Origin of the sequence: Brucella sp. IR073 (assembly GCF_049065735.1) — a bacterium.
GTDB lineage: Bacteria > Pseudomonadota > Alphaproteobacteria > Rhizobiales > Rhizobiaceae > Paramesorhizobium.
Genome location: NZ_JBAKHD010000007.1, coordinates 34,554 through 58,802, shown reverse-complemented (window position 1 = coordinate 58,802; position 24,249 = coordinate 34,554). Strand labels below are relative to the sequence as shown.

Below are 24,249 nucleotides of genomic sequence, written 5' to 3'. Positions count from 1 at the left end.
CTTGTTCGATTATGCGTTGCGCCATCGATATTCCCGGTCCGCAATTTGCGCCAGACGCAAGGCCGGAAAACCACCGTTGCGCCAGACGCCATATCTCGTTAGAGTAGGATGCCCGCATGGGCTTAATCGCATCACGTTCTTGAGTTGTTTGTTTTTAGACGGAAGCAATGTGCGTATCTTCACCCTCGTGTCGGTGGCAACGTTGAGGCATGGATTCCTGTGACAAGCACAGGAATGACGGGTTGCTTTGATATCACCGATAATCTCAACCCCGCAGCATGCACGGCGGTCCTCATTGAGGAGCAGCCATCCCACTTCCGTCATTCCTGTGCTTGTCACAGGAATCCATGCCTCGACATCTCCATCGCGACAACGATTTAGAATGGTTTCGAGTGATCCCGTCTGAAAGCAATTTGCTCGACCGGATAGAACATGCCTGATATCGACCTGAACCTGCTTGTGGCCCTGGATGCCCTGCTCAACGAGCGGAGCGTATCGGGGACGGCGCGTAAGCTGGGCTTGAGCACCTCCGCCATGAGCCGGACGCTGTCGCGGCTGCGGGCGGCGCTTGGCGACCCGATACTCGTACAGGCCGGGCGCGGCATGCGCGCCACGCCGCACGCCGAAGCCATCGCTGAACAGGTTCACGCGCTGACCGCGGCGGCCCGGACGGTGCTCAGCCCCTCGCCCGCCATCGATATCCGGCGGGTGGGACGGGATTTCACGATCCGCGCAAACGACGCCTTCGTGCTGCTCCATGCCGCGCGGCTCAGTGCTATTGTCTCCAGCGCCGCGCCCGGCGTACGGCTGTGCTTCGCGCCCAAGCCGGACAAGCAAATCCAGCCCCTGCGGGATGCGATGATCGATCTGGACATAGGCGTCATTCCCGGCGACGGGGCGGAGCTGCGCGGCCAGACGCTCTTTAAAAACACCTACGCCGGCGTCGCGCGGGCCGGACATCCCCTGCTGGCGGAGAAGCCAATCACCGCCAAGCGATACGCCGCCTGCGAACATGTCATTTCGTCAAGGCGCGGGCGTTTTCACGGACCGGTCGATGAGGCGCTGGCAGCGGTGGGACTGTCGCGGAAGGTGAGCCTCATGGTGCCAAGCTATCCGGCCGTCATCGCCGTCGCGGCGGTGTCCGACCTCGTCGGGCTGGTGCCGCGCTCCTGCCTTCCGCTCGCCGCGGCGAGCAACACCGAAATCTTCGAGCTGCCAGTCGCCACCCCCGGCTTCACCATTGCCCAGACTTGGCATCCGCGGATGGATGCGGACCCGGTGCATCGGTGGTTGCGAGGCTTGATCTTCGAGACATTCAAGGGCTGACCGATCACTTTAGAGTATTCCACTTTTTGACGGAAACGCCCAAAAACCCCAGCGCTGTCTTTCCTGGAGTGAGGCGTTTCGTTCGTTGATGGAAGCGCCAGGCACAGCGGAATGGGATGAGCGATATGCCGGGCGCTTCCATTAACAAAGGGAATGCTCTGAAATTCAGCCAAGCCCCCGGCGCTGCTCCGGTGTCAGTGGCCTGATCCGGTGGCCCTGCAGAAGGAGGTGAAGCTTTGCCGTCTCCTCCAGTTCTTCCGTCGCATATTGCGCGTCGAGAAGCGTTTTGCCAGCGACGACGGGACCGTGATTGGCAAGGAGCACCGCATGGCTTTTTTCGGCCCTTGCCGCCACGGCCTCGGCCAGCGCCTGGTCGCCCGGCGGAAAATAGGGAACGAGCGGCAGCGAGCCGACGCGCATGACGTAATAGGCGGTCAGGGGCGGCAGCACGTCTTCCGGATCGATGTCGGCCAGCAGGCTCACCGCCACCGCATGGGTCGAATGCAGATGCACGACCGCGCCGCTCTGCGGGCGCTTGCAATACATGCACTGATGGAGAAACGCCTCCTTGGTCGGCTTGTCGCCGTCGATATGCACCCCTTCGGCGGAAAAGCGGGACAGGCGCTCCGGTTCGAGACCGCCGAGCGAGGCATTGGTCGGCGTCATCAGGATTTCCCCGTTGGACAGCCGGACGCTGATATTGCCGGTGGAGCCGGATGTCAGCCCGCGGTCGAAGAGAGATTTGCCGACGCGCATGATCTCATCGCGGGTTCTGGTTGTTTCGGAGAGGATGGCGCTCATTGCAGCAGATCCCATGCCTTGAGAAAGAAATCGTCCGCGCCGAAATTGCCGGATTTGAGGGCGAGCGCCATGGGCTTGTCCCTGTCGAGGCTCCGTGTCCAGGGAACGCCGGGGTCGATTTCCGGCCCGATCCTGAGCGCGGCGATACCGAGCCCGCCGACCACCGCGCCCGACGTCTCGCCTCCGGCGACGATGAGGCGGGTGAAGCCACTGTCCCGCAGCCTTGCGGCAACCTCCGCCAGGAGATGCTCGACCAGCGCCCCGGCCCGCTCGCGCCCGAGCGCCTCCTGTGCGGCGCGCACCTCATCGGGGTCCGCGCTCGAATAGGCAAGCGGATTGGAGTGACCTACAGATGCGAACCAATCGGCGACGCTGGCGGCAGTGATTTCTCCCCTGGCGATGGCGAGCGGATCGATCTTCAGCGCGGGGATACCGGCGGCAATGGCGTTCTCGATCTGCCGCCGTGTCGCCGCCGAGCAAGAGCCGGCGAGGATGGCGGCGCGCCCGGCAGGGGCGGCGAACGCCGTATCGACCGCTTCGGGAGCGAGCTTGCCCGCCCGGCGGAAATTCTCGGGCAGGCCGAGCGCGACGCCCGATCCCCCGGTGATGAGCCTCATATCCGCCGCCGCCCTTCCGATCGCGCGCAAATGCCCGTCCGTGACCGCATCGACGATGACGAACCGTTCGCCCCTTGCCGTCGCCTCAGTGAAAGCCGCGGCAATCGCCTCGCTACCCCGGTCGACGGCAGCGAAGGGGACGAGGCCGACGCGCCGCTTCGTCTGCTCTTGCAGCACCCGGACGAGATTGGCGTCCCGCATCGGCGTCAGCGGATGATCCTTCATCGGGCTTTCGGAAAGCAGCATCGGGCCGACGAAAAGATGGCCCTGATAGACGGTGCGGCCATTGGCGGGAAAGGCCGGGCAGGCAATCGCGAGCGGCGCCTCCAGAAGATCGGCAAGGGCTTCCGCGACCGGGCCGATATTGCCCTGAGGCGTGGAATCGAAGGTCGAGCAATATTTGAAGAAGATCTGCCCTGCCCCGGCTGCAAGAAGCGCGCGGGCGGCATCAAGCGACTGGGCGACCGCCTCCGCCACCGGGATCGTCCGCGATTTCAGCGCCACGACCACGGCATCGGCGTCGCCGAAATCGAAGCCGGCAGGCGGCACGCCCACCACCTGCACCACGCGCATTCCCTCGCGTGAAAGCGTCAGCGCGAGATCCGTCGCGCCGGTCAGATCGTCGGCAATCGCACCCAGAAGCATGTCCCTCAACTCCTCCCTGTCATGTCATTACGCCGTTGCGCCTGTTATGATTTCGTAGCCGGTATCGACGATCTTCTTTTCAGGCGGTCGCTCGCTCGTCTCCAGAAGTGTTTCCACCGCGATCCTGCCGATGTCGAAGCGGTGGGAGCGGATGGTCGAGAGCGGCAAGGGAAGCGCCTGGCCGATATCGAGGCCGTTGAAGCCGAAAAGGCCGAGCTCCTTGCCGACGCTTATGTTCGCGCTCAGGCAATGGAAGAAGCCGCCCACGGCCATGTCATCATTCGAGAACACCACGACATCGAGATCTGGCTTTTGGGACAGGAGAACGGCGAGCGTCTCGCGGCCGGCCATGGTCGAGCTCGGGCCGTCGAACCGCTCCTCGGCGGCGAGGCAGAGGCCCGCTTCGGCGAGCGCGGTCCGCAGGCCCTTATAGCGCAGGTACGCACGGCGGTCCGCGTTCCAGTCATGGCCGACATAGCCGAAGCGCCGGTAGCCGCGCCCTACCAGATGCCTGCCGGTTTCGTAGCCCGCCCCCTGCTGCGACAGGCCGACCGCGATATCGATCGGCTCGGCGTCGATATCCATCAATTCCGCAACACGAATCCTGCTGTCGGTGAGCATCAGCCAGGTCGATTCGGTATGCTCGAAACCCGTGGTGATGATGGCGGCGGGCTGCCAGGCCAGAAGCGAGGAGACGAGATGCTGCTCCTTCAGCGGATCGTAATCCGTGACGCCGACCAGCGGCTGGTAGCCGGTCGAGGCAAGGGCGGTGTGGATCCCGCGCAGCACCTCCGGGAAAACGATGTTGGAGAGCGATGGCAAGATCACGCCGATCAAGGGCGAGCCCGCCGACGCCAGCGCTCCCGCCGCGCGGTTGGGCACATAGCCCAGCAGGCGAATCGCCTCCTCCACGCGGACGCGCGTCGCCTCGGCAATCGGGCCCTTGTTGCGGACGACACGCGAGACGGTGATCTCGCTCACCTCGGCGAGCCTCGCCACATCGGCCAATGTCGGCGCACCCTGCCGCATCGGGCAAATCCCCTCTCTGTTTAAATAATTGACAGCGCTAACATCCCCTCTTGCACCATCTGAGCCTCCGTGTCTATAACTGATGTTAGCGCTGTCATAAGACAATAATGCGGCAGCCGGGAGGAGATTATGGAACAGCCGGAAATCGCCGTCATCGGACTGGGCTCCATGGGGCTAGGCATGGCCCGTTCCCTATTGCGGGCGGGGCTGAATGTTTCCGGCTGCGACATCAACCCCGCCGCACTCGAAAAGCTGAAGGCGAGCGGAGGGCGTCCCTTCCCGGCACCGGCACAAGCCTGCGAAGGTAGAGACATTGCCGTTGTCGTCGTAGTGAACGCTGAGCAGACCGAAAGCGTGCTCTTCGGTTCTGACGGTGCCGCCGCCGTCATGAAGCCGGGTTCGGTCATCATCTCCTCGGCAACCATGTCGCCCGCCCACGCCCGGGGCCTCGCGGCGCGGGCAGCGGAGAAAGGCATCCTTTTCCTGGATGCGCCGATCAGCGGCGGGGCGGCCAAGGCCGATCAGGGAAAGCTGACCGTGATGGCTTCCGGCTCGCCCGAAGCATTCGCCAAGGCAAAACCCGCCCTCGATGCCATGGCCGAAACGGTTTATGAGCTGGGCGATGCGGTGGGCGTCGGCTCATCCTTCAAGATCGTCAACCAGTTGCTGGCGGGCGTGCATATCGCGGCGGCCTGCGAGGCGATCACCTTTGCCAAAAGCCTCGATCTCGATATCTCGAAAGTCTTCGAGGTCATCACCAGATCGGCCGGCAACAGCTGGATGTTCGAAAACCGGGTGCCGCATGTGCTCGCCGGCGACTATAGCCCGCGCAGCGCCGTTTCGATCTTTACCAAGGATCTGGGTATTGTCTCCGACCTCGGCAGGATGCAGAAATTCGCGCTTCCGATCGCCAGCGCCGCCTTGCAGCTTTTCGTCATGACCGAAGCGGCGGGCATGGGCGGCGATGACGATGCCTCGGTGGCAAGGCTGCTGGCGCAGATTGCAGGCGTCGCCCTTCCCGGCATGGAGGGAAAAGCCTGATATGCCCCGCTTCGCCGCCAATCTGACGATGATGTTCAACGAGCACCCCTTCCCCGACCGGTTCGGGGCTGCGGCGGCTGCGGGCTTTTCCGCCGTCGAATATCTTTTCCCCTATGATTATCCCGTTGAATTCATTGCCGAAAAACTATCGGAAGCCGGGCTCAAACAGGCGCTCTTCAACCTGCCGCCCGGGGATTGGGCCAGGGGTGAGCGAGGGCTCGCCGCCCTGCCGGAGCGCAAGGAAGAGTTCCGGCAATCGGTGAAAAAGGCCATCGACTATGGCAGGGTGATCGGAACCCCGCTCCTGCATATGATGGCGGGGATCGCCTCACCTGACGATCCAGCCGCGCAAGGCAGCTATCGCGATGCGGTGGCCTTTGCCGCGGATAGCGCAGGGGCTGAAGGGATCGGCCTGGTGATCGAGCCGATCAACGGGCGCGACATGCCGGGCTATTTCCTCGACGATTTCGACCGCGCGGCTGACATCATCACCAGCCTCGGCCACCCCAATCTCAAGCTGCAATTCGACATCTACCACCGGCAGGTAATGCGCGGCGACGTGCTGACCGCGCTGCGGGAGATGATGCCGCTGATCGGCCATGTCCAGATCGCCTCCGTGCCCGGCCGTAACGAGCCCGGCACCGGCGAACTCAATGATTTCAAGGTTTTGCAGGCGCTCGACCAGCTCGGATATCAGGGTTATGTCGGGTGCGAATACCGCCCGGCTGGGGAAACAATGGCAGGGCTCGGCTGGCTCAAGCGGATATGAGCTTGCAATGTGCGCCGCTTCGGGCCTTACTACCGGAATGCGCCAATAGCAGGAGATGCGAGACGACGGAGTAGACATTCCCTGACGGGAAGCGGGCAAGGGAGGATGACCGCGAATGAAAGTGCTGGTAATTGGCGCCGCCGGTATGGTGGGCCGCAAGCTGGTGGAAAGGATCGCCGCGGAGGACGGCGTTATGGGCCGTTCCATTGATCATATCTGGCTTGCCGATATGGCCGAGCCGCAAGTGCCCCCGGCCCTGGCGGGCATCGCGACAGCGCTTGCCCTGGACCTCTCCGCGCCCGAGAGCGCGGCTAAATTCGCCGCCTTGCGCGCCGATCTCATCATCCATCTGGCGGCCATCGTCTCGGGCGAAGCGGAAGCGGATTTCGAGAAGGGTTATCGGGTCAATCTCGACGGCACGCGGGCGCTTTTCGAGGCGATCCGGCTGGAGGGGCAGAAGGAGCCCTATCGCCCCCGCTTGATCTTCGCCTCCTCCGTCGCCGTCTTCGGCGCGCCTTTCCCTGACACCATCGGGGACGATTTCTTCACCACGCCGCTCACCAGCTACGGCACGCAGAAGGCCATCTGCGAACTGCTTCTCTCCGACTATTCCCGGCGCGGCTTTTTCGACGGCATCGGCATTCGCCTGCCGACCATCTGCATCCGCCCTGGCGCGCCGAACAAGGCGGCGTCGGGCTTCTTCTCCAATATTCTGCGTGAGCCGCTCGCCGGCAAGGAAGCGGTGCTTCCCGTCAATGAGAATGTCCGCCACTGGTTCGCCAGCCCGCGCTCGGCGGTCGGCTTTTTCCTCCATGCCGCGCGGCTGGACCTGGCCGAAATCGGGCCGCGGCGCAACCTGACAATGCCGGGCCTTTCGGCTCTTGTCGGCGAGGAGATCGAGGCGCTGCGGCGCATTGCCGGGGAAAAGGCCGTCCGGCTGATCCGGCGCGAGCCTGATCCTGTCATCGCCGGGATCGTCGCCGGCTGGCCCACCCGCTTCGATGCCGCGCGGGCGGCAGCGCTCGGCTTCAAGGCCGAGACGAGTTTCGACGACATCATCAAGATCCATATCGAGGACGAATTGGGCGGAAAGGTCTGACATGGCGTCAAAGGGAAGATCGGGAGAGGGAAAGATCGCGCTGGTGACCGGCGGAGGCACCGGCGTTGGCCGCGCCATCGCCGAGGCGCTGAGCGCGGAGGGCTATACCGTGGTCATCAGCGGGCGGCGGGCTGACGTGCTCGATAATGCCGCGCGCGAAATGGCGGCGAAGACCGGCGGCACGGTCAAACCGGTCATTGCGGATGTCGGCGACCCGCAAGCGGTCAAGGCGCTTTTCGATGAGATCGAGAGCAGTTTCGGGCGGCTCGACCTCCTCGTCAACAATGCCGGGATCAACGTGCCAGCGGTGCCGATGGAGGAAATCACCTTCGAACAATGGAGCGCCATCCTCTCGGCCAATCTGACCGGCGCTTTCCTCTGCACGCAGCAGGCCATGCGGCTGATGAAGTCGCAAACACCGCGCGGCGGGCGCATCATCAACAATGGCTCCGTTTCTGCGACGACCCCGCGCCCGCATTCGGCGCCCTATACGGCGACGAAGCACGCCATCACGGGGCTGACGAAATCGACCGCGCTCGACGGACGACCCTTCGATATCGCCTGCGGCCAGATCGATATCGGCAATGCCTCCACCGACATGACCTCGAAGATGAGCAGCGGCGTCATGCAGGCCAATGGCGAAATCGCCAGCGAGCCGACGATAGCGGTTGAACATATCGCCAACGCGATCATCTACATGGCGAGCCTGCCGCTCGATGCGAATGTGCTTGATATGACGGTCATGGCGACGAAGATGCCGTTGGTGGGGCGGGGATAGAGGGGTGATGGAAGCGCGAGGCACAGGCACCCCCCTCTACCCTGCCGGGCATCTCCCCCTCAAGGGGGGAGATTACGCTTTCACAGACGTCCGGCACCAATCGCATATGTTGCGGAACAAGGGCAGACAGCCGCGTCAGCCAATCTCCCCCCTTGAGGGGGAGATGGCCGGCAGGCCAGAGGGGGGTACTGTCCCGCAAACGGTTCAATCGAACATATAGACAGGCACTCTGGGAGGAGCGGAAATGGCAGCGGTAAATTTCGTCGATGTGCGGAAGTCCTTCGGGGCGGTGCCCGTCATCAAAGGTGTCAATGTCGATATCGACGATGGCGAGTTCGTCATTCTGGTCGGGCCGTCCGGCTGCGGGAAATCGACGCTGCTACGGATGCTGGCAGGGCTCGAAAACATTTCCGCCGGAGAAATCCGTATCGGCAATCGCGTCGTCAACACCGTCCCGCCCAAGGACCGCGACATTGCCATGGTGTTCCAGAACTATGCGCTCTATCCGCATATGACGGTTGCCGACAACATGGCCTTTTCGCTGAAGCTGGCGGGCACGGCGAAGGAGGAAATAGCCAAGCGCGTCAACGGCGCGGCGGAAATCCTGGGCCTTGCCAAGCTTCTCGACCGCTATCCCCGGCAATTGTCGGGCGGCCAGCGCCAGCGCGTCGCCATGGGCCGCGCCATCGTGCGCGATCCGCAAGTGTTTCTCTTCGACGAGCCGCTTTCCAACCTCGATGCCAAGCTGCGCGTCGCCATGCGTGCGGAGATCAAGGAGCTGCACCAGCGGCTGAAGACCACCACCGTCTATGTCACGCACGACCAGATCGAGGCGATGACCATGGCCGACAAGATCGTCGTCATGCATGACGGCATCGTCGAGCAGATCGGCGCGCCGCTCGATCTCTATGACAGGCCGGCCAATCTGTTCGTCGCCGGGTTCATCGGTTCGCCGGCGATGAACATGATCCCGGGCAGGCTCAGCCCCAACGACCGCACCAAATTCGTGACCAGGGACGGAACGCAATTGCCGGTCGCCAACCCCTCGGCACGGGCGGAGGGGCGCGACCTGATCTACGGCCTGCGCCCCGAATATATCCATCTCGATCCGGCGGGGCTACCTGCCGAAGCCGTGGTGATCGAGCCGACAGGCTATGAAACGCAGATGATCGCCCGGCTTGGCGGCAGCGATGTGACCTGCGTGTTCCGCGAGCGCGTGCAGGCAAAGCCGGGCGAGACGATCCATGTCTCCATCGACGCGGATCATGTGCATTTGTTCGATGCGGAAACGGGGGAGAGGTTGTCGAGTTAGATGGAAGCGCCGGGCGACTAGCGCCCTCCCTCCCCCTTGCGGGGAGGGTGGCCCGATAGGGGCGGGTGGGGGTAGTAAAGGCAGCGCGATGTAATTGCCCGTTGAGGCACGTCGCCACCCCCATCCGTCCGCTAACGCGGACGTTCGTCGCTGGAAAAGCCAAATCGTTGGCTTTTCCTCGGCCTGCGGCCGACACTCCTCAATCCCCGCAGGGGGAAGGAGGGCGCCAACCTGCCCAGCGTCGACGGATGAGAGGATATATCCAGCGATTCCGTCAAAGCATAAAGTGGTTCAAATCTGTCGGTCCGCAATCAGAGAACACGAGGAGGGTGTTCCTGAACGCTGGCCGGTCCAACAGGCGGCAGTCACATCCGGGACGGTGATTGCTGGAGATATCGGGTCCCGTTTTTAGCCGCATGGCTTGATCCTTTTCGGGACCATGCGCGATCAAGGGAGGGAATATCATGCCAATCAGGAGACGTGATTTTATCGCCGGTTCGGCGGGCTTTGCCGGTCTTGCCGGGATGAATGCGCTGGGACTACGCCAGTCATTCGCGCAGAGCGAGCCGAGTTACAAGCCGGAGGAAGGCGCGAGCCTGCGGCTTTTGCGCTGGACGCCTTTCGTCAAGGGTGACGAGGACGCCTGGCTCGCCAATACCAAGAAATTCACCGACGCGACCGGCGTCGAGGTGCGCATCGACAAGGAAAGCTGGGAGGATATCCGCCCCAAAGCCGCCGTTGCCGCCAATGTCGGCTCCGGACCCGATATCGTGATGTGCTGGTTCGACGACGCGCATCAATATCCGGACAAGCTCATCGATATGACCGAGCTCGCCAATTATCTCGGCAATAAATATGGCGGCTGGTATGACGGCCTGCGCGGCTATGCGGCGCGCGGCGACCAGTTCATCGCCGTTCCGCTGACCACGATCGGCAATGCCATCTGCTATCGCGACAGCCAAATGAAGGCGGCGGGGTTCAGCGAATTCCCGAAGGATACGGCGGGCTTCCTCGAACTGTGCAAGGCGTTGAAGGCCAAGGGCACCCCTGCCGGTTTCCCGCATGGCAAGGCGGTCGGCGACGGCAACAATTACGCCCATTGGCTGCTCTGGAGCCATGGCGGCCAGATGGTCGACGAGAGCGGCAAGGTCACCATCAACAGCCCCGAAACCATCGCCGCGATCAATTATGCCAAGGCGCTCTATGACACCTTCATCCCCGGCACGGAAAGCTGGCTCGACATCAACAACAACCGCGCCTTCCTTGCGGGGCAGGTCTCGCTGACGGCCAATGGCGTGTCGCTCTACTACGCGGCGAAGAAGGATCCGGCGCTGGCGGAGCTTGCCACCGACATTCGCGCGACCAACTTCCCCGTCGGCCCGGTCGGCAAGAGCGTGGAACTCGCCCAGACAAGCTCGCTCCTCACCTTCAAGCACACCAAATATCCGGAAGCCGCCAAGGCCTACATCAAATTCATGATGGAAGCCGACCAGATGAATGCCTGGCTCGAAGGCTCCAGCGCCTATTGCTGCCAGCCGCTCAAGGCTTTCGCCGACAATCCGGTGTGGAAGGCCGACCCGATCCACGCCCCTTACGCCCGCGCCTCGGAAACCCTGCGCCCCAATGGTTATGCCGGCCCGCTCGGCTACGCCTCGGCGGGTACGATGGCCGATTACGTGCTGGTGGATATGTTCGCCCAGGCGGTGACGGGCCAGAAATCGCCGGAAGACGCGGCGGCTGAGGCGGAGCGGCGGGCGAACAGGTATTACCGGGTGTAAAGGTCTAGCACCCCTTCCTCCCCCTTGCGGGGAGGGTGGCCCGTCAGGGTCGGGTGGGGGTGGTGACGTTTGCGCCAAGGTCTCTAGCAAAAGCGCATTCGCCACCACCCCCATCCGTCCGCTAACGCGGACACCTTCCCCGCAGGGGGGAAGGAGGGTGCGAGCCGACCGGCCCCGGCAGATGTCCCCACGAAATTCACCGGAGATATCCGATGTCGTCGATCACCACGTTACCATCCGAGAAGACCGGTTTTTCCTTCTCCGCCCTGATGCAGAACGGCAAAATGCTGGCCTTTCTGTTCATGCTGCCGGCGGCGGTGTTTCTCTTGTGCTTTCTGACCTATCCGCTGGGGCTGGGCGTGTGGCTCGGCTTCACCGATACGCGCATCGGGCGCCCCGGAATCTTCATCGGGCTGGAAAACTATCAATATCTGGCAGAGGACTCGGTCTTTTGGCTCGCCGTCTTCAACACCCTGCTTTACACCATCGTCGCCTCGGTGCTGAAATTCGGGCTCGGCCTCTGGCTGGCCTTGCTGCTCAACGAGAGGCTGCCGTTCAAATCCTTCTTCCGCGCCATCGTGCTTCTGCCATGGGTGGTGCCAACGGTGCTCTCGGCGCTGGCTTTCTGGTGGATCTTCGATTCCCAATTTTCCATCCTCTCATGGTCGCTGATGGAACTCGGCCTCATCGACCGGCCGATCAATTTCCTTGGGGACCCCAATAACGCCCGCGCGTCTGTCATCGCGGCCAATGTCTGGCGCGGCATTCCCTTCGTCGCCATATCGCTGCTCGCGGGGCTGCAGACCATTCCGCAATCGCTGCAGGAGGCCGCCTCGCTCGACGGGGCGACGGGCTGGCAGCGCTTCCGCTATGTGACGCTGCCGATGCTGACGCCGATCATCGCCGTGGTAATGACCTTCTCGGTGCTCTTCACTTTCACCGATTTCCAGTTGATCTATGTGCTGACCAAGGGCGGCCCGGTCAACGCGACCCATCTGATGGCGACGCTTTCCTTCCAGCGCGGCATTCCCGGCGGCCAGCTTGGCGAAGGCGCGGCCATCGCAGTGGCGATGATCCCCTTCCTGCTCGCCGCCATCATGTTCAGCTTCTTCGGTCTGCAGCGCCGCAAATGGCAGCAGGGCGGCCAGGATTGAGAGGTGATCCCATGACCATGCAAACCGATACCGCCCCCGCGACCTTGCGCGACGACGCGGAGGGTATGAGCTATTTGAACCGCCTGCCGCGGCGGGTCGTCGTGCTTTACCTGCCGCTGGCGGTCTTCGTCTTCGTGCTGCTCTTCCCGTTCTACTGGATGGCGATCACGGCGGTAAAACCCAATTCGCAGCTGACGGATTACAGCAATTACAGCCCGTTCTGGGTGGTCGGGCCGACGCTCGACCATATCAAATATCTGCTTTTTGAGACGTCCTATCCGGGCTGGCTTCTCAACACCATGGTGGTGGCGGTCTCAGCGACATTCCTGTCGCTCGCCGCATCGGTCTTCGCCGCTTATGCCATCGAGCGCATCCGCTTCACAGGCGCGCGCGCAGTGGGCCTGCTCATCTTCCTCGCCTATCTCGTGCCGCCGTCGATCCTGTTCATCCCGCTGGCGGTGCTCGTCTTCAATTTCGGCATCTATGATACCAAGCTGGCGCTGATCTTCACCTATCCGACCTTCCTCATCCCCTTCTGCACCTGGCTGCTGATGGGCTATTTCCGCTCGATCCCGTTCGAGCTTGAGGAAAGCGCGCTGGTCGACGGCGCGTCGCGCTGGCAGATCCTCATAAAGATCATCCTGCCGCTGGCCGTGCCGGGGCTGATTTCCGCCGGCATCTTCGCCTTCACGCTGTCGTGGAACGAGTTCATCTACGCACTGACCTTCATCCAGTCCTCCGAGAACAAGACCATCCCAGTCGGCGTCCTCACCGAGCTGGTGCGCGGCGACGTGTTCGAATGGGGCTCGCTGATGGCCGGCGCGCTCTTCGGCTCGCTGCCGGTGGTGCTGCTCTATTCCTTTTTCGTCGATTATTACGTGTCTTCGATGACGGGCGCGGTGAAGGAATAACCGGTCGAAGCGTTTTGGCCGGGATTGCCTACCGGGCGGCGGCCACGTCCCTGGCCGTCACCGCATCCTTGTAATTATTGCCGAAATGGGTGCGGACGTAATTGATGACCGCGGCCACCTGCGCATCGCTCATCATCTGCCCGACCGGCGGCATACCGTCCAGTCCATGCAGCACGATATAGACGGGATAGCTGCTTTCCGCGAGGTTGGGATTGTCAGCCAAAGCAGGATATCGCCCCGCTCCGGCCGCGCCCTGCCCCTTGTCCATATGACAGGCCTGGCAGGAATCGGCATAGAGCGCCGCACCGGCCTGCTCCTGAAAATCGGTTTGCCCGCTGATATCGGGGGATGCGTTGTTCGACTTCCGGCTATCCGCCGCAGCCTCGGACGCGCAAATGACGACCATGATCAGGAATGACAGGCGGAAAAGTCTCAGGGGTTGCATGTTCATGGTGAGGCGCCTTGTTGGACTGATCCGGTGCATGGCGGTCATCCTGCCAACACACGCTTATGCAACCGCGTGATGGCATCCAGCGACGAGAGGATTGCCCCCTCCTGCCACGCCGGCAGATAGGAGCAATGCTCGCCTGCCAGAACGATGCGGCCATCGATCTTGCACAGATGGTAATAATGCTGCTTGCGCGCCTCATCGGTCCAGTCACCCGCCGCGCCAAGCGTAAAGGGCGACCGATGCCAGGCGACAGAGATGCCGTTCTCGAACTCCTGCTTATATTGCAGATGAATCTGCGCGCCATAATCGACAGCAAGCTTTACGCGCTGATCGGGCGGTTTCGCGGTCAGTTCGTAGGAGTCCGGCCCGTTCCAGGTATAGCAGCCGAGAAGCACGCCCTTGCCGCCGGTATTGAAATCGGTGCTGGGATAGGAAATCTGGCTGATGGGCAGATCGGTATAGCTGACCCCGCCGAAAATATTCTCGTCCTCCTCCCAGAAGCGGCGCTTGAACTGCAGCCCGACCTTGACAGACGCCGCGTAAGGCACCGCATTGATCGCCGCCAGCATGGATGGGCTGACGTTCATCTCGATCTGGCTGAGAATGGTCAGCGGGATCGTGCATATGCACCACTGCGCGGTCGCCTGCTGCGTCTCACCGGGATTTTGCACGTTCTCGTATGTCACGGTCACGCCCTTGCCGTCCTGCTGGATCTTCGTGACCTTGGCGTTATGGGTGATGAGATCGCCGACCTCGCGGGTAAATGCCTTGCCGATCATGTCCATGCCGCCGACCGGCTCGAACATCGTCGCCTGCAGCTCGTAGATGAAATAGGAGCGAAGGGCGATCCATAGGCGCGAGCTCAAGATATCGGAGAGGCCGAGCACCTGTCCCGCTATGGGTGCGGCGCCGATACCGCCGCCCGGGTCCTTCTCGCAGCCCCGTACGGTGTTCGGGGTTACGCTGGCCTTATAGGCATAATTATTGTCGAGCATCCCCCAGGATTTCAGCGCCTCCAGCAGCATTTCCTGGTCTTCGGTTGCCACCGCATCGTTAAGCTTGCCTTTCTGGGCAGCCTTGGCCAGCAATTCCGATATATGGCCCTGGAAATCGCCCTGAATTTCACGCACGCGCTGCGGCTTGCCGCCGAACGCCTTGGAGGAATGCAGATAGGCATTGTGGTTCGCCTGCTGGAACGGCTCGAGCTTGACACCCAGCCTTTTGCAATAATCGAGCAGGCCGCTGTGCTGATATGGAATGCGCCATGGACCGGGATTGATGTAGAGCCCGTCGTCGAACCCGCATTTCTGGGTGGCGCCGCCCAGCTCGGTATAGCTGTCACCGCCGCGAAGCGTCCAGTTACGCCCTCCGGAGCGTTGGTTATACTCCAGAATCCGCACCTTATAGCCCGCCTGCCGCAGCTCCAGCGCCGCCGTCATTCCCGCAAGCCCTGCCCCCAGGATGAGCACCGTGGCGCCCTTCGGATCCCCCTCCAGCTTGACTCGCCCCTTATATCCGGACTCGGAGGCGAAGCCCAAGCTGGTCATCGCCTGATACATGGCCGCGCTGCCAGCCGCCACGCCGATCAATGACAATAAATCGCGCCGGCGAAGAGGCGGATTTATATTTCGCTGCATTGTCTTCTCCGGAAGCGATAATAATGAGCTTTATCTCATGATTTACATAAATTATACTATAAATATACTTACTAAGTCACAATAATAAAAGTATTAACTGTATTTATAACGCTGCTGAAATTACGTCATCTTCCAAGCTGATCTTCTGGAGAAGTTTGTTTTAGACCGAAGCAATAAACGTATCTTCGCCCTCGCATCGGTGGCAACGTTGAGGCATGGATTCCTGTGACAAGCACAGGAATGACGGATTGCTTTGATGTCGCTGATAATCTTCACCCGCGCGGCCTGCACAACGGTTCTCGTGGGAGAAGCCATCACCACTTCCGTCATTCCTGTGCTTGTCACAGGAATCCATGCCTCAACATTTCCATGGCGACTACGGTTCAGAACGGTTTCGAGTGATCCCTTCTGAAAGCAATTTGCTCTAATCGATCAAGGAGAAATACTTCAGAGGGGAGTGCCGCGCCAGGCGGGGGACAAGCCAACCGCAGCACTCCCTCCTCAGCCTCAGAATTTATAGCCGAGGCCGAGCGAAACCGAGGGCTGCAGTTTTTCCTGGACGATGGGGCTGTCCGCGGCGTCCCCAGTCAATATGCCCAGTTCCGCTTGGCCGCGGACGAGCCAGTTGTCGGTCAGCATATAGGTGGCGTTGGCCGAGACGTTGACGCGCTTGAGCCCTGCCTTCGGCTTGTATTCACGCAGGCCGGAGGCCGCCGATTGGGTGGCATCGACGCCGAAATAGGCTTCCATATGCTTGTCGTTCGCCACGATGGCCTCTGCCTTCGCGCCGAGGATGAGCCTTTCGGTCACCGGCGCAGAATAGCCGACGCCGAACGTACCGATGAGGCTTTCGCTGCCGCCGATCGTCTGATCGATCGCTGCGTAAAGCTCGACCGGGCCCAGCTCGTATGCCGCTTCGGCGCCGACGGTCGCCGCCAGATCGATCTCGCCGAGGCCGCGAAGCCTGTCCTGATCGTCCTCGTCCCGGCCCGATTCGTAACCGACATTGCCCGAGAGCGAAAAGCCATTGTGGTTGAGCGCGGTGACGGTCACGCCTTTTGGGTTGATTTCGAGCCACTCGCCATAGGTGAAGCTGACGAAGGGAATGGGGCTGACCTTGAAGTCCTCGCTGCCTTCATATTCCGGCTTGTACATGGCGCCGCCGCCGATAATCAGGCTCCAGTTCCGCTTCGGCTCGAACCGCTCGTTGAAGCGCTCCTGATCCAGGGCAGGCTCGGAAGGCGGTTCGGGGGGCGAAAGATCGGCGGCGGATGCGCTGGCGGCCATCCCCATGATGCCCAATGCAAGGCCGAGAAAACGAGGCGAAACAAGCCGGTTGGTTTGAGATATCGAGGACATGAAGGCTCCAGAGCGATTTGCCGGCGCCGCATGATGAAACCAGCAGCGCGACCGGGGACAACGCTACTTTCCATGGACGGCCCGCCCCGCGCATGTCGTTATGTTAAGCTTTGTTACGAAGCGAGCAGGGCCTGCCGCAGGGCGTCAGCCGTAATAAAACTTAACAATCCTCCCCGTCCGAAGCGCGGCCATCATGGTACAAAGCCCTTGGGAGAACCGGAGGGAGGATTAGGAGATTGCGCGTGCTTCTGGGTCTCAGGACCATCTATGGGCAGATTACTGCTCTCGTCTTCCTTGCCTTGCTGATCGTCGTCGTGCTGGCCGGTCCGCTCCTCGAGCGCTGGGTCAGCGGCGACCACAGGCCGCCTGACATCGAGCAGGTCACCGAGCATGTCCACACGGTAGGCCGTTTGCTGGAAGCCGCCGCGACACCGGCCGAGAGAGAAACCATCCTCGACGCCGCCCGCCGGTCCGGTTGGGACATGACTTTGTTTCCCTTATCCATCCGCATGCAATTCACTACCTCCTCCAGCGAGGAACCGGCCTGGGGCCGGGCCGTCGAATGGCTGTTTCCGCCCGACAATGCCATTTCTCCGCTGGGCGGCTGGAGGACATTTCTGAACGGCAGGCGCGTTGTCGCCGTCCAGGTCGATGGCTCGACGATGCTGGTCAGTCCCGTTTCCTCCGACCCTTTCCTGACGAGCGATTTCGTCGGGCGGGGGTCTTATTATCTTGTGGCGCTGATCACGCTGATCTTTCTTTTCTTCGCCTTCGCCATCTGGGCGATCATGCTGCCCTTGCGGCGCATTTCCCGCGCGGCGATGAGTGCGGACATCTCGAATGACGAGGAGGTTTTCGAGGAGCGCGGCAGCATCGAAATCGTCGCTCTGGCGCGGGCGCTGAACGGCATGCGCAAGCGCATCGCGATTATGGTGGAGTCCCGCACCCGCATGCTGCGCGGCATCAGCCACGACCTGCGAACCCCGCTGACGCGCTTGCGCCTCAAGGCGGAGCGACTGCCTTCGGGGGATAGCCGCGAAGCGATATTGTCGGACATCAACCATCTCGACCGGCTGCTCGGCGAGAGCTTGGATTATTTGCGCGACAATTACCGCAGGGAGGATTTCGAGCGGACGGATATCGCCAGCTCCCTCCAGACGATCTGCAGCGAATTTGCCGATGTCGGCCACGACGTAACCTATCGGGGGCCGAACCGGCTCATCGTAAACTGCAAGCCGCTCGCCATCACCCGCGCCATCACCAATCTATGCGACAATGCCACGAAGTTCGCGAAGAAGGTTGCGGTCGAACTGCGGACGGATGCGGGAATGATGATCATCGACGTTGCGGATGATGGGCCGGGCATTCCCGCTTCCTACCGGCAGCGGGTCCTCGAGCCGTTCTTCAAGATCGACGCGGCAAGAGGCGGCAATACAGGTTTCGGGCTGGGGCTTTCGATTGTTTCGGAAATCGTGCAGGCCCATGGCGGCACGCTGGAATTCCTTGACCGGGAACAGGGCGGCCTCATCGTGCGGCTCACCCTGCCCATGTGATAGTTGGAGCTTAATACAGCGTCACCCGCGGCAAATCGGGCAGCAACCGCAACAGGCCACGGATGAGAAACGCCAGCAGGACGAAGACCATACCATCAGCAATCGTCCGCCGCAGCATGCCGGGGTTCGCGGTTATACTATCCCCATCCTGCCACAGATTTGGGCGCGGAAAGAACCGGGGAACAGCATTGCGATAGGCCTCGTATTGCGCGCCATGGGCGGATGACAGTCCCGCTTCCTCGCTCAGCACCACCGGCAAGAAGATGAGATAGGCCATGAGCGTCATGAACGCCGCCATGCTGATGCTGCCCGTCTGCAGCCCGAGCCCCGCGACGGCGACGAAGGAAAAGAAATAAAGCGGATTGCGCGAAATCGAGTAAGGCCCTGACTTTACCAGCGCCACCGTCTTTTTCCCGCCGATATAGAGGGTGCACCAGGCCCGGCCGAGAATGGCGACGAAGATCAGGAGCGCGCCGAAATCCTCGATCCAGTCGCGCTGCCATGTTCCGGCCTTGAAATGGGCGGTGGTAAAGAAAATGGCCGGCAGGAAGCATATGCTGATCCACCAGATCGCGGCCTTGCGGCGCAATTGCACCCGGTTGAGATGGGATTGAACGGCCTGGATATCGGGCAATTTGGCGCTCCTCATGACTTTGCAAGTCACGGAGTAGCGCGCCGCGCGACGGCAGGGCGTTTCGTTTTGTTGCGATGTGTGAAGGCCCGGAAATCCGTCATTCTCGGGCTTATCCCGAGAATCTGCCATAAGAAAAAGATGAGCAATTACCGTACTGACAAATTCCAGCGTTGGCAGATTCTCGGGACAAGCCCGAGAATGACGGTCAAAGGGCGCCTCACGCCTCCTCAACCCTCGCCGTAAACGTATACCCCCCGAGCCGGACCGTCTGCAGAAGCGACGGCTCCTTCGGGTTGACCTCGATCTTCTGCCGCAGGCGGCTGATATGGACGTCGATGCTGCGCTCGATTGGACCGGCTAGCCCCGAATGGGTAAGCGAAAGCAGCTCCTCGCGGGTGATGACGCGGCCCGGATTGCGGCAGAAGGCGAGGAGCAGGTCGAATTCCGTGGTGGTGAGCGCGACGCGGGCGTTGCTCGGGTCATGAAGCTGGCGGCGCATCGGGTCGATGAGCCAGCCGTCGAAGCGCAGCCGCCGCTGGCTGACATTCTTGACGAGGCCATAGGACGCCCGCCGCAGCAGGCTGCGCACCCGCGCCACGACTTCGCGCGGGCTGAACGGCTTGGTGATGTAATCATCCGCGCCCACTTCCAGCCCGACGATCCGGTCCACCTCCTCACCCAGCGCCGTCAGCAGGATGATGGGGATCGTGTTCTCCGAGCGGATTTTCCGGCAAATGCTGAGACCATCCTCGCCCGGCAGCATGACGTCGAGGATGATGAGATCATAGGCATTGTGGCGCAGCAGCGATTGCATCACCCGGCCATCCTCCGCAACGGTTGGGATCATCCCGTTCTCCCGCATGGTGATGGCGATGAGCTCGCCGATCTCCGGATCGTCTTCGACGATCAATATCCGGGCATTTGTGGAATTCGGTTGCATGGCGTCCCCTTGGCCCGCTGCATAATGCATAGGGACGCGCGTGGGAATGTTGCGTTTTGTTACGGTTTATTACAGCGGCGGCACGCTCCCTCACGAATTTGGCGATTTTGCGCCTTCGGGTTGAAAGAGCGGCTTCAACATTGCGCTTATGCGGTCGCCAAGGTTCGAGACGGTGAGGTGGAGCGACGGGATCACCACCAGCGACAGGAGGGTGGAGACGAGCAATCCGCCGATGACGGCGATGGCCATGGGTGAGCGGAACTCCCCGCCATCGCCGGCGCCGAGGGCGGAGGGAACCATGCCACCGGCCATGGCGAGCGTCGTCATGACGATGGGACGTGCGCGTTCCGAGCCCGCCTCGATGATCGCCTCGATCCGCGACAGCCCGTGCGCCTCCCGCTCCATGGCGAAGTCTATGAGCATGATGGCATTCTTGGTGACGATGCCCATCAGCATCAAAATGCCGATAACTACAGGAAGCGAAATGGCGCTCCCTGAAAGCCAGAGGCCCGCCGCGACGCCGCCGATGGAGAGGGGCAGTGAGGCGAGGATCGTCCATGGGGCGAGCACGCTGCCGAAGAGCAGGATCAGCACGACGAGGACCAGCATGATGCCCGCGCCCATCGCCACGGCGAAGCTGGCGAAAACCTCGCCTTCGGTATCGGAATCGCCGGTCGCCTGAATGCGGATACCGTCAGGCAGGCCCTTGACGCCCGGCAATTGGCGAAGCCGCTCCATCCCCTGGCCCGAGGTGAATCCGTCTGCGAGATCCGCTCCGATCTCGATCCGCCGTTCCCGGTCGAGCCGCTCAATGGCGGAGACAGTCTCATCGAAGCGCATGTCGACCACAGCCGACAGCGGAATATGCACCCCATCCCGCCCCGCGACAGTCAACATTTCCAGCGTGGCGAGGTCGTCCCGCGCCTCGCGCGCTATCGCGACGCGGATAGGGATTTGCCGCGCGCCTTCGGTGAATTTGGGCAGGCGGCTGTCCGCATCGCCGATGGTGGAAACGCGGATGGCATCCGCTATCGCCGCCGGGGATACGCCGAGCATCGCCGCCTTCTCGGTGCGCACCTGCATCTTCAATTCCGGGCGCATGGCGGTGTTGTCGATGCCGGGATCGATGAACATCCCGTCCATGCCGAGCTCCGCCACAATTACCCTAGCGGCATTCTCGACAGCCTCTCCATCGGTGCCGAGGACCGCGAAGGATACATCGCGCCCGCCGCGATTGTTGAGGAAGCGCAGTTTCACGTCGGGAATGGAGGCAAGGGTCTTTTCGATATCCGCCTCAAGCGCGAAGGATGAACGCTCCCGCTCGCTCTTGTGTCTGAGATCGATGAGGACCACCGCATAGCGCACATCCTCCAGCCCCGAATTGTTCGCGCCGGCGCGGGTGAATACGCCCTCCACCTCCGGGAATTGCCGGATGCGACCAGCGATTTCATCCGATACCGCGCGCGTCTGATCGAGCGTGGAACCGGGCGGCAGTTCGACGGTAAGCGTCAGGCGGCCGGTATCTTCCTCCGGCAGGAAGGTGGTGGGCAGCGACATGAGGGCCATCAGCGCCAGTACGAAGGAACCGGCGGCAAGGCCGAGGGTCGCCCAGCGCCGGCGCAGGCTTAGCCGCAGCAACTGCTCATAGGCGAGGAGGAAGCGGCCCTTCTTCTCCTGATGCATATGGGCCTCGGTCATGAAATAGGCCGCCAGAACAGGCGTTATCAGCCGCGCCACCAGCAGCGAGAAGAACACGGCGATGGCGACCGTCAGGCCGAACTGCCGGAAATAAAGCCCGACTTCGCCGCTCATGAAGCCGACCGGCGCGAAGACGGCAATCACCGTGGCCGAGATGGCGATGACCGCGAGGCCGATTTCGTCCGATGCGTCGAGCGCCGCCCGGTAGGCGGTCTTGCCCATATTGCGGTGGCGGACGATATTCTCGATCTCGACAATGGCGTCATCGACGAGAATGCCCGTCACCAGCGTGACGGCGAGCAGGCTCAATATGTTGAGCGAGAAGCCCAGATGATCGATCGCGAAGAAGGTCGGGATGATCGAGAGCGGCAGCGCAATCGCCGCGACAATGGTCGCCCGCCAGTCGCGCAGGAACAGGAAGACGACGATGACGGAAAGCGCCGCGCCTTCGAGAAGCGTGTGCATGGCCGAGCTGTAATTTCCGGCGGTATAGGTGAAACTGTCATCCACCGGGCGGAAGCGCACCTCCGCATTGCGCTTTTCGACTTCCGCCAGCGCCTCGGAAACCGCTTCCGCGACGGAAATATCGCTCGCCCCTTGCGAGGGATAGACGGCGAACCCCACCACATCCGCGCCGTCGAGCGTCGCGAAGGCGCGGGGCTCCGCCGCACTGTCCTCAACCGTTCCGATATCCCCCAGCCGGACGGACGCGTCGGGCGAAAGCGCGAGGCGCTGGTCGGCAAGCTCCGCCACTGTCTTGGCCGCCGCCACCGTTGTCAGCGCCTGCTCGCGCCCGCCGAGACCGCTTCTGCCGCCGGAATTCTCGACCTGCGTCTGCACAAGATTTTCATTGATAACGTTCGCCGTCAGCGAAAGCGCCTGCAGGCGGGCGGGATCGATCTCGACCCGGATTTCCCGGTCGGCACCGCCGACGCGCTCGATCCGCCCCACGCCCGGCAGGCCCTGCAGATGGCGGGCGACCACGTCATCCACATACCAGGAGAGCTCGGGAACGGTCATGTTCGGGTTGCTGACCGCATAGGTGACGACCGATTGAGCCTCCTCCTCGACCCGCTCGATGATCGGCTCATCGATCGTGCCGGGCAGATCGGAGCGGATTTTCGCCACCGCATCGCGGACATCGGCCATCGCCCGGTCAGGCGTGACCTTGCCCAACTCGAACTCGACATTGGTGACGGATTTGCCCTGGCCGATGGTAGAGGTGATCCTCTTGATGTCCGCCAGCGGCGCGACCGCATTTTCCACCAGCCGCGTCACCTCGGTTTCGAGTTCCGCCGGCGTCGCGCCTGACTGTTCGATGGTGACCTTGACCAGCGGCGTGATGATCGCCGGGAAATAGGTGACGGGCAGCCGCGAGAAGCTATAGAGCCCCGCCACCGTCAGGATGACGAAGAGGAGAACCGAGGGCAGCGGATTGCGGATGGCCCATGCAGAGATATTCGCATTCATCGGCCGGCCGCCTCATCTTTATCGATGAGAGAAGCGGTCCTGGGAGCCGAAGCAGCGCCGGCCGAAGCGACAACAGGCGCGACGCGCTCGCCATCTTTCAGGAAACCGCCCGCCTTGAGAACGACCATCTCGCCATCGGCGACGCCGCTGACGATCTCGACGAAATCGTTCTGGCGCGCGCCGGTCCTGACATTGCGCCGTTCGACCAGATCGTCCTTGACCACATAGACGCTGTGCGAGCCGCCGCTGCTTAGGACAGCCGTCCCAGGCACCAGGACATTCGTCCTCGTCGTGGTATCGATCATTCCCTTGGCAAACACGCCGGGAATAAGCCCTTCGCTCTTATCGAGCGCGACATGAATCTTGCCGCTGCGCGTCTTCGGGTCGATCTGCGCGGCGCTCAGCCGCAACGCGCCGGTAACGGGACGGTCCCGTCCGGGAAGCATGATTTCCGCCCGCATTCCTTCGGACAGGCGCACGAAATCCGTCTCCGTCACATCGGCGACGAACTCGATTTCGCCATCTCCGGCGATGACGAAAAGCGGCCCCGCCGAATTCGACGTCATCGCGCCGATCCGTGCATTGCGTGTCAGGACGATCCCCGCCGCCGGAGCGCGCAGGGTGCTGCGCTCGACCGTCAGCTCGATCTCCTTGCGCTCCCGCGCAATCAACTGCTCGTCCGCCTCGGCCAAACTCAGCGATTGTTTCGCAAGTTCGGTCTCCGCGACCGCGCGATCGACGGCATTGCGGCTTTCGTCCAGCACCTGCTCGGAACTGATCCCTTTCGCTCGCAATGTCTGGCTGCGCTCAAGCTTTTGCCGGGCCTCTCGCTCAGCGACGAGCGCGACATCGAGCCTGCTTCTCTCCACCGCCACGGCGGCCTTGGCACGCAGCGCGCTGACCGTGTTCTTGTCGAGCGCAAGCTGCGCATCGGCCATGTCGAACCGGGCGAGCGGCTCTCCTCGCGTGACACGCTGCCCGGCCTCGACAAGTATTTGCCGGATTTCCTTATCCGGCACCGAAGGGTAGACTTGAATCTCCTCCCGCGCCGCCAGCGTGCCTACCACGGACACGCGCTGCGTGACATCGCCCCGCTTGGCGACGACGACAGTGACGGGCATAGGCTCACGGGCCTGCGCAACCGGCATGACAACAGCGATTGCAAGGAACCCGGCGATTGCCCAGGCTTTTTTCTTCATGAAACGGCACCTCTTCCTGCCCGCGCAAGGCGGGATTTCTGACCGCAG

At 62.2% G+C, this 24,249-nt stretch carries 20 protein-coding genes; 10 read left to right on the top strand and 10 right to left on the bottom strand.

Annotated features, from left to right (window positions below; genetic code table 11):
• Positions 1-432: 432 nt before the first annotated feature.
• Positions 433-1,326: a LysR family transcriptional regulator gene (locus ACOWVG_RS15385; RefSeq protein WP_420963175.1), complete on the top strand. Its 894-nt coding sequence runs from the start codon at positions 433-435 to the stop codon at positions 1,324-1,326.
• Positions 1,327-1,491: 165 nt separating this feature from the next.
• Here the strand turns inward: ACOWVG_RS15385 and otnC are convergent, their stop codons facing one another.
• Genes otnC through ACOWVG_RS15370 form a run of 3 tightly spaced genes read right to left on the bottom strand, consistent with a single transcriptional unit; the run spans position 1,492 to position 4,418 of the window.
• Positions 1,492-2,127, bottom strand: coding sequence for a 3-oxo-tetronate 4-phosphate decarboxylase (gene otnC, locus ACOWVG_RS15380; RefSeq protein ID WP_420963174.1), 636 nt, complete (start codon positions 2,125-2,127; stop codon positions 1,492-1,494).
• Positions 2,124-3,389 (bottom strand): 3-oxo-tetronate kinase, encoded by a 1,266-nt coding sequence (gene otnK, locus ACOWVG_RS15375; RefSeq protein WP_420963173.1) that lies wholly within the window; start codon positions 3,387-3,389, stop codon positions 2,124-2,126. The genes otnC and otnK overlap by 4 nt, the downstream gene beginning before the upstream one ends.
• 27 nt (positions 3,390-3,416) lie before the next feature.
• The gene (locus ACOWVG_RS15370; RefSeq protein WP_420963172.1) at positions 3,417-4,418 is read right to left on the bottom strand and encodes a LacI family DNA-binding transcriptional regulator; all 1,002 of its coding nucleotides are present in this window, start codon (positions 4,416-4,418) and stop codon (positions 3,417-3,419) included.
• Positions 4,419-4,547: 129 nt separating this feature from the next.
• Between ACOWVG_RS15370 and ltnD the strand changes: the two genes are divergently transcribed.
• From ltnD to ACOWVG_RS15330, 8 genes are all read left to right on the top strand, one after another.
• Positions 4,548-5,459, top strand: coding sequence for an L-threonate dehydrogenase (gene ltnD / locus ACOWVG_RS15365; protein ID WP_420963171.1), 912 nt, complete (start codon positions 4,548-4,550; stop codon positions 5,457-5,459).
• 1 nt (position 5,460) lies between these two features.
• Complete coding sequence (gene otnI, locus ACOWVG_RS15360) at positions 5,461-6,228, top strand: 2-oxo-tetronate isomerase (RefSeq protein ID WP_420963170.1); 768 nt, start codon at positions 5,461-5,463, stop codon at positions 6,226-6,228.
• A 115-nt stretch (positions 6,229-6,343) separates the two neighbouring features.
• On the top strand, positions 6,344-7,327 hold the full coding sequence (gene denD / locus ACOWVG_RS15355) for a D-erythronate dehydrogenase (protein ID WP_420963169.1): 984 nt from the start codon (positions 6,344-6,346) through the stop codon (positions 7,325-7,327).
• A 1-nt stretch (position 7,328) separates the two neighbouring features.
• On the top strand, positions 7,329-8,105 hold the full coding sequence (locus ACOWVG_RS15350; protein ID WP_420963168.1) for an SDR family oxidoreductase: 777 nt from the start codon (positions 7,329-7,331) through the stop codon (positions 8,103-8,105).
• Positions 8,106-8,349: 244 nt separating this feature from the next.
• Complete coding sequence (locus ACOWVG_RS15345; protein ID WP_420963167.1) at positions 8,350-9,417, top strand: ABC transporter ATP-binding protein; 1,068 nt, start codon at positions 8,350-8,352, stop codon at positions 9,415-9,417.
• 464 nt (positions 9,418-9,881) lie between these two features.
• Entirely contained in the window at positions 9,882-11,195 is a 1,314-nt protein-coding gene (locus tag ACOWVG_RS15340) for an ABC transporter substrate-binding protein (RefSeq protein WP_420963166.1), read from the top strand.
• Between the two features lie 212 nt (positions 11,196-11,407).
• The gene (locus tag ACOWVG_RS15335; protein ID WP_420963165.1) at positions 11,408-12,349 is read left to right on the top strand and encodes a carbohydrate ABC transporter permease; all 942 of its coding nucleotides are present in this window, start codon (positions 11,408-11,410) and stop codon (positions 12,347-12,349) included.
• An 11-nt stretch (positions 12,350-12,360) separates the two neighbouring features.
• A complete protein-coding gene (locus ACOWVG_RS15330; RefSeq protein ID WP_420963164.1) occupies positions 12,361-13,260 on the top strand; it encodes a carbohydrate ABC transporter permease in 900 nt (299 codons plus the stop codon).
• 28 nt (positions 13,261-13,288) lie between these two features.
• Here the strand turns inward: ACOWVG_RS15330 and ACOWVG_RS15325 are convergent, their stop codons facing one another.
• From ACOWVG_RS15325 to ACOWVG_RS15315, 3 genes are all read right to left on the bottom strand, one after another.
• Positions 13,289-13,711 carry a c-type cytochrome gene (locus ACOWVG_RS15325; protein WP_420963163.1) on the bottom strand — a complete coding sequence of 141 codons (423 nt, stop codon included), beginning with the start codon at positions 13,709-13,711 and terminating at the stop codon, positions 13,289-13,291.
• 38 nt (positions 13,712-13,749) lie between these two features.
• Positions 13,750-15,348, bottom strand: coding sequence for an NAD(P)/FAD-dependent oxidoreductase (locus ACOWVG_RS15320; RefSeq protein ID WP_420963162.1), 1,599 nt, complete (start codon positions 15,346-15,348; stop codon positions 13,750-13,752).
• A 507-nt stretch (positions 15,349-15,855) separates the two neighbouring features.
• Positions 15,856-16,707, bottom strand: a complete 852-nt coding sequence (locus tag ACOWVG_RS15315; RefSeq protein WP_420963160.1) for a MipA/OmpV family protein — start codon at positions 16,705-16,707, stop codon at positions 15,856-15,858.
• A 242-nt stretch (positions 16,708-16,949) separates the two neighbouring features.
• Here ACOWVG_RS15315 and ACOWVG_RS15310 point away from each other — a divergent pair, with 242 nt between their 5' ends.
• The gene (locus tag ACOWVG_RS15310) at positions 16,950-18,260 is read left to right on the top strand and encodes an ATP-binding protein (RefSeq protein WP_420963159.1); all 1,311 of its coding nucleotides are present in this window, start codon (positions 16,950-16,952) and stop codon (positions 18,258-18,260) included.
• 10 nt (positions 18,261-18,270) lie between these two features.
• Here the strand turns inward: ACOWVG_RS15310 and ACOWVG_RS15305 are convergent, their stop codons facing one another.
• The 4 genes from ACOWVG_RS15305 to ACOWVG_RS15290 form a co-directional block, all read right to left on the bottom strand.
• The gene (locus ACOWVG_RS15305) at positions 18,271-18,894 is read right to left on the bottom strand and encodes a methyltransferase family protein (protein ID WP_420963158.1); all 624 of its coding nucleotides are present in this window, start codon (positions 18,892-18,894) and stop codon (positions 18,271-18,273) included.
• 217 nt (positions 18,895-19,111) lie between these two features.
• The gene (locus ACOWVG_RS15300) at positions 19,112-19,834 is read right to left on the bottom strand and encodes a response regulator transcription factor (protein ID WP_420963157.1); all 723 of its coding nucleotides are present in this window, start codon (positions 19,832-19,834) and stop codon (positions 19,112-19,114) included.
• A gap of 90 nt (positions 19,835-19,924) precedes the next feature.
• Positions 19,925-23,002: an efflux RND transporter permease subunit gene (locus ACOWVG_RS15295; RefSeq protein ID WP_420963156.1), complete on the bottom strand. Its 3,078-nt coding sequence runs from the start codon at positions 23,000-23,002 to the stop codon at positions 19,925-19,927.
• Positions 22,999-24,201, bottom strand: a complete 1,203-nt coding sequence (locus ACOWVG_RS15290; protein ID WP_420963155.1) for an efflux RND transporter periplasmic adaptor subunit — start codon at positions 24,199-24,201, stop codon at positions 22,999-23,001. Before ACOWVG_RS15290 ends, ACOWVG_RS15295 begins: the two co-directional genes overlap by 4 nt.
• Positions 24,202-24,249: the final 48 nt, after the last annotated feature.

What these genes read in the sequence shown, in the direction of transcription:
- otnK (WP_420963173.1), bottom strand. Translation starts at nt 3,389, where the DNA reads ATGCTTCTGGGTGCGATTGCCGACGATCTGACCGGCGCGACGGATCTC.
- ltnD (WP_420963171.1), top strand. Translation starts at nt 4,548, where the DNA reads ATGGAACAGCCGGAAATCGCCGTCATCGGACTGGGCTCCATGGGGCTA.
- denD (WP_420963169.1), top strand. Translation starts at nt 6,344, where the DNA reads ATGAAAGTGCTGGTAATTGGCGCCGCCGGTATGGTGGGCCGCAAGCTG.
- otnC (WP_420963174.1), bottom strand. Translation starts at nt 2,127, where the DNA reads ATGAGCGCCATCCTCTCCGAAACAACCAGAACCCGCGATGAGATCATG.
- ACOWVG_RS15330 (WP_420963164.1), top strand. Translation starts at nt 12,361, where the DNA reads ATGACCATGCAAACCGATACCGCCCCCGCGACCTTGCGCGACGACGCG.
- ACOWVG_RS15320 (WP_420963162.1), bottom strand. Translation starts at nt 15,348, where the DNA reads ATGCAGCGAAATATAAATCCGCCTCTTCGCCGGCGCGATTTATTGTCA.
- ACOWVG_RS15335 (WP_420963165.1), top strand. Translation starts at nt 11,408, where the DNA reads ATGTCGTCGATCACCACGTTACCATCCGAGAAGACCGGTTTTTCCTTC.
- ACOWVG_RS15300 (WP_420963157.1), bottom strand. Translation starts at nt 19,834, where the DNA reads ATGCAACCGAATTCCACAAATGCCCGGATATTGATCGTCGAAGACGAT.
- ACOWVG_RS15350 (WP_420963168.1), top strand. Translation starts at nt 7,329, where the DNA reads ATGGCGTCAAAGGGAAGATCGGGAGAGGGAAAGATCGCGCTGGTGACC.
- ACOWVG_RS15370 (WP_420963172.1), bottom strand. Translation starts at nt 4,418, where the DNA reads ATGCGGCAGGGTGCGCCGACATTGGCCGATGTGGCGAGGCTCGCCGAG.
- ACOWVG_RS15345 (WP_420963167.1), top strand. Translation starts at nt 8,350, where the DNA reads ATGGCAGCGGTAAATTTCGTCGATGTGCGGAAGTCCTTCGGGGCGGTG.
- ACOWVG_RS15315 (WP_420963160.1), bottom strand. Translation starts at nt 16,707, where the DNA reads ATGTCCTCGATATCTCAAACCAACCGGCTTGTTTCGCCTCGTTTTCTC.
- ACOWVG_RS15385 (WP_420963175.1), top strand. Translation starts at nt 433, where the DNA reads ATGCCTGATATCGACCTGAACCTGCTTGTGGCCCTGGATGCCCTGCTC.
- ACOWVG_RS15295 (WP_420963156.1), bottom strand. Translation starts at nt 23,002, where the DNA reads ATGAATGCGAATATCTCTGCATGGGCCATCCGCAATCCGCTGCCCTCG.
- otnI (WP_420963170.1), top strand. Translation starts at nt 5,461, where the DNA reads ATGCCCCGCTTCGCCGCCAATCTGACGATGATGTTCAACGAGCACCCC.
- ACOWVG_RS15340 (WP_420963166.1), top strand. Translation starts at nt 9,882, where the DNA reads ATGCCAATCAGGAGACGTGATTTTATCGCCGGTTCGGCGGGCTTTGCC.
- ACOWVG_RS15325 (WP_420963163.1), bottom strand. Translation starts at nt 13,711, where the DNA reads ATGAACATGCAACCCCTGAGACTTTTCCGCCTGTCATTCCTGATCATG.
- ACOWVG_RS15290 (WP_420963155.1), bottom strand. Translation starts at nt 24,201, where the DNA reads ATGAAGAAAAAAGCCTGGGCAATCGCCGGGTTCCTTGCAATCGCTGTT.